The following is a 7,659-nucleotide window of genomic DNA, read 5'->3' as shown; positions in this document are numbered from 1 at the left end:
ACCACAAAAAATCCCCCAACATCACCAACACCACCGCGGGGTGGAGCAGCCCGGTAGCTCGTCAGGCTCATAACCTGAAGGCCGCAGGTTCAAATCCTGCCCCCGCAACCATCTTCGAAAGCAACCATCTTCGAAAAACGCCCTAGAGCCACGCTCAGGGCGTTTTTCGCGTTGGGATGGAAATGCCTTCTCACACAACGACGTGAGTCCTTTCTCTTTGCCCCAGACCATTTAGAACTTTGCCTTGTTATAAGCATTAACGGCTGTATCCACATTATGTGAGGGCGTAATGACAGCCACCCGACGCGATCTTCTCGCACTTTCTGCTTTGGGAAGTGCTGCAGTTCTGATGACCCGAAGCGGACAGGCTCAGGATGCACAGCATGCCGGAGATGTTACTCCGACCATGGGAGATGTGGTTCGCAATACACTGCCACTAAACGTGGTGCAGACGGGGCAGCGATTTCGTCCTCCGACGCGTATAGGGCTTGGTGGAGTTCCGATTGGAAACGGCTTTGCGGCTGGGACAGATGAAGATGCCGAAGCCGCATTGGAAGCGGCATGGGCTTCAGGGGTGCGTTATTTCGATACGTCACCTTGGTACGGTCTGGGCTTGAGTGAACGGCGGTTTGGTCACTTTCTGCATACGCGACCAAGGGATGAATTTGTCCTGTCCACCAAGGTCGGGCGATTGCTGACTGCCGCCCCACAGCCGCCTAGTGGGACGATGTGGTACGACCCTTCCCCTTTCGCCTATCGTTATGATTATACGGCAGATGGCGTTCGGCGCTCAATCGAGGACAGCCTCCAAAGACTGGGTATTTCCCGGCTCGATATCGTTTACATCCATGACCTGTCGCCAGAAAACAAGGATATGGGGCCGCGATGGACGACTTATTTTGACCAAGCTGTCAAAGGCGCCATTCCAGCATTGACCAGGATGCGAGAGGAAGGGCTCATCAAGGGGTGGGGGCTTGGGGTTAATACGCCTCAGGCTGTCTTGCGAACCCTCGAGATTGGAGACCCGGATATCGTCCTTCTGGCAACCCAGTATTCCATCCTGCGACATGACGAGGCTTTGACCCACACTCTCCCTGCACTGGCCTCACGTGGCATTTCGGCTGTTGTCGGTGCCCCCCTGAATGCCGGCTATGCTGCAGGACGCAATCGATACGACTACGGGGGTACTATTCCGTCCGGAATGGCACGTAAGCGGGCGGCGATGGAGTCTGTTGCCAGACAGCATGCCATCGATCTGCGTACAGCGGCGCTTCAGTTTGCGGCCGCTCATCCAACTGTTGCGGCTGTCATTCCAGGGGCGCGCAATGCGGCCCAGATGCAGGCTAATGCGAAATCCATGGAAGTCTCGATTCCTGCGAGCTTCTGGAGTGAACTCAAGCAGAAAAAACTGGTTGCTCAAGCTGCGCCTGTTCCTGCTCCTTTGTAAGAGAAATTATAGCTAGATTAGGTTATCAAAAGTTTATTAATCTAGGTCAAGATATGGCTCATTGGTTATCTTAGCGTAATAAATACGGTGGAGAAAGTATGGCATAAGATGATCCAATTGATCAGGAATGGATAATTATTGATACGTTTCCATTGCTTGGGCATGGAAGTTAGGTACGTCTAGAGCGACAGAACCATCGGTTATTCAATGGTATCCTGCATGCCCTGCTGATCTCTAGGATCCTACCGGTTATTTCATCATTCAAAGGTCAAAATACTCTTTAAAAAAGATTGAAAGCGCTATACGGATGCGAGACCGCATGCAAACTGCATCAAACTAATGCGAAACCAGCTCAAACAAACGCAGCGTATTCTCACACGCTACTACAAGACGGTCCCGTCTTTCATGAGCTTTCCAGATCTTGCTGCCGCAAGCCTCTGGAACGACGAGCATAGAAAATTGGTGCGTATTTGGCATCTGCCTTTACTCTCGTACAGTATAGTTTGCTGCGCTTGAATTGAAAGTAGAGAAAGAAAAGCTACGGCCCATTTTTTCGGTTTCTGAATACTGAAGCAAATGCTGTGGTATCGGCCTATCATCCAAAAGTTATACTTGTGATTTTGGAAAGTCGGGAGGAGATTGAGGCATGGCTAACGGCTCCTGCTGCCGTTCCCCAATGCTTAAACCTGATACCGGACAGGGGACGTGTTGCTCTGCATCTGAACCTTTTCCACTCCTATGCGCTGATCCGATAGCAGATTTTCCTCAATCCGAAGGGTGAAGATCTCAAGTATTGGGAAACCGCCAGATGCAAAGTGATCGTGCCATTGAGGCAGAGCGAGAACTATCATATCCGATCAGAACCGGAGGTTATCTGCCTCTTAAAGATTACGGGGCGCTCGGCGATGGCCGGTCCGTCGCTCTGTCCGGGGCTGACGGGTCGATTGACTGGTGGTGTGTTCCCAAAATCAGCTCTCCCCCTCTTTTTGATCGTCTTATTGATGCTGGCGAAGGCGGGTATTTCGTTATCCAGCCCGAAGGTGAGTTTCAGACAGAGCGGTATTACCTGCCGGAGAGCAATGTTCTGGAAACGATTTTCCAGACACGCGACGGTAAGGCCAGGCTGACGGAATCACTCAATAGCAGCCATGCCGGGCGTCTTCCCTGGTCGGAACTGGCGCGACGCATTGAGGGGCTGGAAGGGAGTGTCCGTTTCAGTCTGAAAATCCTGTTCAGCCGACGCGCTGATACGGCAAGCCCTTACAGGTCCCAGATTGGGCGCTACACGGTTTTCCATGTGCGAGATGTTCTGGGACTCTTCCTGCATACATCAGGCGTCACATGTGACCAGAGTGACGAGGGCGTTACAGGTCAGTTTGTGGTTCGCAAGGGCGAGCGACAGGTTCTGGCCATCGTTGCTGGACAGGACGAGCCACTGGTGGTGCCGCCGATTGAGGATATTGATGCGCGTATCGATATTTCCGATCGCGCATGGCAGCTCTGGTCCAGTGCGATCAGCTATCAGGGACCCTATCGGGACGGTTTTGTCCGAAGTGCACTTGCGCTCAAATTTCTCCTTTTCTCTCCTTCGGGCGCCATTGCGGCAGCAGCGACCACATCCCTTCCGGAAAAAATCGGAGGGAAGAAAAACTACGATTACCGCTTCGCATGGATCCGGGATGCCGGCTACACAATCAAGGCGTTTCTGGCTATTAATGCCCAACCCGAGGCGCAGGCTGCTTTTACATGGCTTCTGAAACGCCTCCAGGAACATGGTCCTCTCGTCTGTTATACTCTGGAGGGGCAGAAAGTTTCTGACGTCCAGGAAACTGGCAGGGCAGGCTACAGAAATTCACGGCCGGTTGTGACAGGCAATCAGGCTGCCAGTCAGCACCAGCATGGTATTTATGGTGACATCTTCGGGACAGCGTGGCGCTTTATCGAAGCCGGGAACATTCTCGATAATGCCAGCGCTGAACTTCTGTCGCATATTGCCGATGAATGCACGGATATCTGGCGGCAGAAAGATGCCGGGATCTGGGAACTGTCAGAAGAGCAGCATTATACGTTTTCGAAAATCAGTTGCTGGCAGGCCCTCGCGCGGGCTGTTGAACTCGCGGACAGAGGACAACTTCCCACAACATGCCGTGACCGATGGGTTCGGGAACGGGATCGGATTGCGGCCTGGATCGACGAGCATTGCTGGTCTGACAACAGGCAGTCCTACGTTATGTATCCGGGGTCCGAGAAACTCGATGCTGCGATGGCTCTGGCTGTACGGTTCCGGTTTGAAAACCAGAACCGCCTTCGCCAGACGCTGGCTGCCCTCGATCAGGAATTGGGGACATGCCCCTATCACTACCGATACAGTGATATGTCGGATGAGGAAGGATGTTTCCTCGCCTGTTCGTTCTGGATTGCTGAAGCATGGGCACTTCTGGGACATGTAGAGAAAGCCCGAAAAGCGCTGTCAGAGCTTACGGATGCTCTTCAGGGAGGTGTCGGGGTCTGGACCGAGATGGTCAATCCAGATGATGGATCATGGCTGGGTAACATGCCTCAGGGGCTGACGCATCTGGCGCATGTCAACCTTCTGGAGACCCTGGTTATGACGCATGAAACCGTGCAACCGCAGTAGGTAAAACCACCAGAACCTCCTTTGCCTATCTGATTTTTGAAAATTTTCAGATTGCGACGAAGAGCACGCTCTACGTTGAGGTCAGTCAGGACCTGTTGGAGAAACTGTCCGGGGATTTGCAGCCAACAGGGCCTTTCATCACTCTGGCGAATGGAGAGCGTGCAATGGGTCTGGAAGACAGTCTGAAGAGCGGGCGCTGGCGCCATATCTGCGTTGATATGCAGAACATGTTTTTCAAAAAAACTGCCTGGCATGCGCCCTGGCTGGCCCGCATTCTCCCTACGGTTCACCAGCTTGTTGCCACGCAGCCCGAAAAAACGGTTTTTACCCGCTTTATTCCTCCCGTTGATGTCGAGGACGCATCAGGCGCCTGGCGGGATTATTATCGGCACTGGCATCAGATGACGCGCTCCCGGCTCGGAGAGGATATGCTGGATGTTGTCGATGATCTGAAAGCCTTTATTCCGCCAGCACAGGTGGTCGATAAAAAGGGTTATTCGCCCTGGCATGAAGGGAAGCTGCAGAAACATCTTGCGGGCCAGAATATCGAAACTCTCGTGATCACCGGGGGAGAAACGGATGTCTGTGTCCTGGCAACCCTGCTCGGCGCGCTTGATTACAATTACAGAACAGTTCTGATTACTGACGGCGTTTACAGTTCAATTGATTCTACCCATGACCAGCTGCTGGGCTTTTATCGCCTGCGCTTTACAAACCAGATTACAACCTGGACTGCGGAAGAATTCCAAAAACACCTCGAAAAGGTCTGAAGGACCGTCATTCTTCCATTTCAAGCGATTGCCAGTCCAGCCAGAGAATATCAGGGTGATCATTAAGCGACTGCAGGAACAGTGGATCCAGCATGGCCGTTCTGTTCTGCCATGACAGTTCAAGGTGAATTTCTGCGGTTTGCTCGTCATTCTGATAGCGGGCCTGACGCTGTTTTATATGAACAGAATGCTCGGCACATTTTTTCAGGATATAGTGCCACCCCGAGTCCTGATGGCGGGTCTTGAAGACCAGCATGCAGCGTTGTCTCTGCGGCAGATACCGTTCAACGTATTTCAGTCCTGACAGAACAGCGAAACCCAGCCCTGCGCCTGTCAGTCCCAGCAGGATCTGGCCCCCGCCAAAGCACAGCCCCAGAACCGTGACAATCCATAGCGTCGCCGCGGTGGTAACGCCGTGAATGATATTTCCCCGCCGCAGAATGGCGCCAGCGCCGATAAATCCCATTCCGGACAGAATGCCCAGCGGCAGACGCATGAGATCGAGGGTCGCAAAAGAGCCTGCCGTCTTTCCCCCGGTCTGAAGCAGAAGATTAGCGTCCACCATGGCCAGGCAGGCTGCAAGACAGACAAGGGTGGTCGTGCGCAAGCCGGCAGCGCGCTGATGTTCGTCCCGGTTCAGGCCGAAAACCATTCCCGTAATCAGGGCAGCTGCCAGACGGACCATGACATCCTGCCACCCGTCCGAAAGACTCAGAGAATGCATCGGCGTCCTTTCACGGAGATCCTGCTGCTGTAGCTCCGCAAGTTTCGAACGCCATAATCCGCTTCCGGGTTTTTACCGGGAATCTTTCTGGGTGCGATGCGAGGAACAGCTAACCTGTCTGCTCCGTCATCTTTGGACACACGGGCTTACCCGTCCCATTTGCCGCCATAGCGGGCAGAGGATTTTGAAGACAGGTTACGTGATTTCAGAGGGCCAACCACGAAGGAAGGGGAGAAAGGCCAGCACAGGTCAGTCGTCCTCCTGTCAGAAGGGTAGGGCTGCCGGTAATGGTTGGAGCGGAAAGTGGTAGTTTTCGCAGGGCGCGGACGGCCAGAAATCCGAAACATTCTGCTTCCAGATCGTCACCGTTCCAGTCCAGTGTTTCGACAGGTAATACTGGTGCAGACAGGGCGCCTTTAAGTTGCGCCATGAGCGTCGCATTGTGGCGACCACCTCCACAGACATACCAGGCTGCTGGCTGGCATGGCAGCGGTGTCCGCCGAATGGCTTCGACCGTAAATGCCAAGAGCGTTGCTGCTCCGTCCTCCGGTGAGAGCGTTCTGACCGCATCCATGGCACGGTGAAACGTCAGACGGTCCAGTGATTTCGGTGCCGGGCGCGCAAAATAGGGGTCTGCCAGTAACGGCTCCAGAATGTCCTCATGAACCGTTCCGGCACGCGCCAACCTGCCATCAACATCACAGGCGGTCCCTGTATGAAGAAACGCCCAGTCGTCCAGCAGGGCATTTCCCGGACCGGTGTCACAGGCATAAATACGTCCGTCAGAGTCCACCAAAGTCACATTCGCAACGCCTCCGATATTCAGGATGGCAACAGGCCCCTTATGCCCGCGAAGCAGCGCGGCATGATACCAGGGCGCCAGAGGGGCTCCTTCGCCGCCAGCCGCCACATCCGCGCTGCGAAAATCATGAATAACCGGAAGGCCGGTTTCCCGGGACAGCAGGGCAGCGTCGCCAATCTGCCAGGTCAGCCGTCGTTCTGGTGCGTGCAGGATGGTCTGTCCATGAAACCCGATCAGGTCGATCGTGTCTGTCTGGCGTCGCAGGAGTTCGACGGCTTCGATATGGCGTCGGGTGATGTCCCGCTCGACCGCGCATAGCTCTGGATCGTCCGTGCTTGTCGTTGCTGCACGGGAGAGAAGGTCACGGGCACGGTTCCGCAGTTCCGGAGAATATTCCAGACTCAGACCGGGGCCATGCGAGACGATTTTCTCGCCATCCGTGCGGACAAGGGCTGCGTCCACGCCATCCAGCGAAGTGCCACTCATCAGTCCTATGGCGGTCAGGCATCGCATCAGTCGTGCTCCTCGGATGTCTGGAGTTCCACGACGAAATCATAGAGATCGGCGCGGTAGCAGGAAAATGTGACCTCGAGGACGCGGCCGTCCGGAAGGAAAGAACGCCGCTCGATCTCGAGAATGGCCGTGGGATGGCTGATATGGAGCAGTTCGGCTTCGTGCAGCGTGGCCATTCGTGCCCGGATTCGCTGAAGCGCCCGCACCGGCAGCAATCCATGGGCTTTCAGGGCCGCGTAAAACGACTCCCTGACCAGTTCCGGAGATGCCAGATCCCGACGTGAGATGACAGCTGTCTCGATGGCCATGGGCTCGCCGTCTGCGGTCCGGATCCGTTTCAGACGCAGGACCGGGGCCGCCGGGGCAATACCCAGCGCCATGGCTTCATCCGGGCTTGCCCCTGCCGCGCGTTTGTCCAGCCAGATTGATGCCGGTTCGTAGCCACGGGCGCGCATGTCGTCGGAAAATCCCATCAGGACCGAAAGCGGCTGCTGGATCCTGCGGGATACGAATGTTCCTGCACCGGGGCGCTGTGTTAACAGCCCGGCCGTCACCAGCTGTTCAAGGGATTTGCGGACGGTCACACGCGATACGCCTGTCAGTTCGGCCAGTTCGCGCTCAGGCGGAACGGCGTCGCCACCGCGGAGCGTTCCGCTGTTGATCAGTTCGCGCAGGCGTTCAGCCAGCTGCAGATACAGAGGTTTGCGGTCCGTCTGGTCGGGTTTCAGGGCGGCAAAAATGTCTTCCGTGTGCTTCACGTCCATA

6 protein-coding genes and 1 tRNA gene are annotated in these 7,659 nt (G+C 55.2%); 4 read left to right on the top strand and 3 right to left on the bottom strand.

Features of this window, described 5'->3' with window-relative positions; translation table 11 throughout:
- The first annotated feature begins 34 nt into the window (after window positions 1–34).
- The 4 genes from HKD24_RS12435 (at window position 35) to HKD24_RS12420 (ending at window position 4,855) form a co-directional block, all read left to right on the top strand.
- A tRNA-Met gene (locus HKD24_RS12435) sits at window positions 35–111 on the top strand.
- Window positions 112–406: 295 nt separating this feature from the next.
- A complete protein-coding gene (locus tag HKD24_RS12430; RefSeq protein WP_228124384.1) occupies window positions 407–1,447 on the top strand; it encodes an aldo/keto reductase in 1,041 nt (346 codons plus the stop codon).
- A gap of 808 nt (window positions 1,448–2,255) precedes the next feature.
- Complete coding sequence (locus HKD24_RS12425; RefSeq protein ID WP_194260562.1) at window positions 2,256–4,085, top strand: glycoside hydrolase family 15 protein; 1,830 nt, start codon at window positions 2,256–2,258, stop codon at window positions 4,083–4,085.
- Window positions 4,086–4,249: 164 nt separating this feature from the next.
- Window positions 4,250–4,855, top strand: a complete 606-nt coding sequence (locus HKD24_RS12420; protein ID WP_194260561.1) for a cysteine hydrolase family protein — start codon at window positions 4,250–4,252, stop codon at window positions 4,853–4,855.
- A 7-nt stretch (window positions 4,856–4,862) separates the two neighbouring features.
- On the opposite strand, the gene HKD24_RS12415 is transcribed toward HKD24_RS12420, so the two are convergent.
- The 3 genes from HKD24_RS12415 to HKD24_RS12405 all read right to left on the bottom strand — a co-directional run bounded on the left by HKD24_RS12415 (window position 4,863) and on the right by HKD24_RS12405 (window position 7,658).
- Window positions 4,863–5,579 (bottom strand): MgtC/SapB family protein, encoded by a 717-nt coding sequence (locus HKD24_RS12415; protein WP_228124383.1) that lies wholly within the window; start codon window positions 5,577–5,579, stop codon window positions 4,863–4,865.
- A gap of 205 nt (window positions 5,580–5,784) precedes the next feature.
- Complete coding sequence (locus tag HKD24_RS12410) at window positions 5,785–6,894, bottom strand: anhydro-N-acetylmuramic acid kinase (RefSeq protein WP_194260560.1); 1,110 nt, start codon at window positions 6,892–6,894, stop codon at window positions 5,785–5,787.
- Window positions 6,894–7,658 carry a GntR family transcriptional regulator gene (locus HKD24_RS12405; RefSeq protein ID WP_194260559.1) on the bottom strand — a complete coding sequence of 255 codons (765 nt, stop codon included), beginning with the start codon at window positions 7,656–7,658 and terminating at the stop codon, window positions 6,894–6,896. Before HKD24_RS12405 ends, HKD24_RS12410 begins: the two co-directional genes overlap by 1 nt.
- Between the last annotated feature and the right edge of the window lies 1 nt (window position 7,659).

It is taken from the genome of Gluconobacter vitians (assembly GCF_015244565.1).
Lineage (GTDB): Bacteria > Pseudomonadota > Alphaproteobacteria > Acetobacterales > Acetobacteraceae > Gluconobacter > Gluconobacter vitians.
This window is presented reverse-complemented; position numbering and strand designations above follow the sequence as displayed.